Here is a 441-nt window from a genome sequence, read left to right as displayed (position 1 = left end):
CGACCTTCCCCTTCAGGCTGGTTTTTATGATCACCTGATTCTCCTCCAGATGGCGTTCTTCCATCTCAATCCATTTCACTGTTCGGTAGATTCCCGCTCCGCTGTACCAGCGGTCCGCGGGCTTCTTCGTATTATCCACCCGCACCAGAATCTCATTGTCTCCGGTATGCACGAAATCCGTGATGTCCAAGCGAAACGGGCTATAGCCGTACTTCCGTCCGCCCACCACTTTATCATTGACCCATACCGTGCTGTCCTCGTAGATGCCTCCGAAATACAGGTAATAGCGGTAACTCGACTTTTTCTCCTCCAGCACCTGAATCTTCCGGTACCAGCCGACGCCCCACCGGTCGCGGAAGCCTTGGGCCTCCCCCTCAGCCATCTCCCTGGAAAACGGGGCCGTAATCGCCCAGTCATGCGGCAAGTCTACCGTCTGGAAAT

At 55.3% G+C, this 441-nt stretch carries 1 protein-coding gene; it reads right to left on the bottom strand.

What is annotated here, in order from left to right; translation table 11 throughout:
- Positions 1 to 382, bottom strand: a 382-nt coding sequence (locus NE664_14140) for a glycoside hydrolase family 2 protein (protein ID MCQ4727775.1), incomplete at its 3' end; no start/stop codon positions are given.
- Between the last annotated feature and the right edge of the window lie 59 nt (positions 383 to 441).

Source organism: Anaerotignum faecicola (genome assembly GCA_024460105.1).
Classification (GTDB): domain Bacteria; phylum Bacillota; class Clostridia; order Lachnospirales; family Anaerotignaceae; genus JANFXS01.
This window is presented reverse-complemented; position numbering and strand designations above follow the sequence as displayed.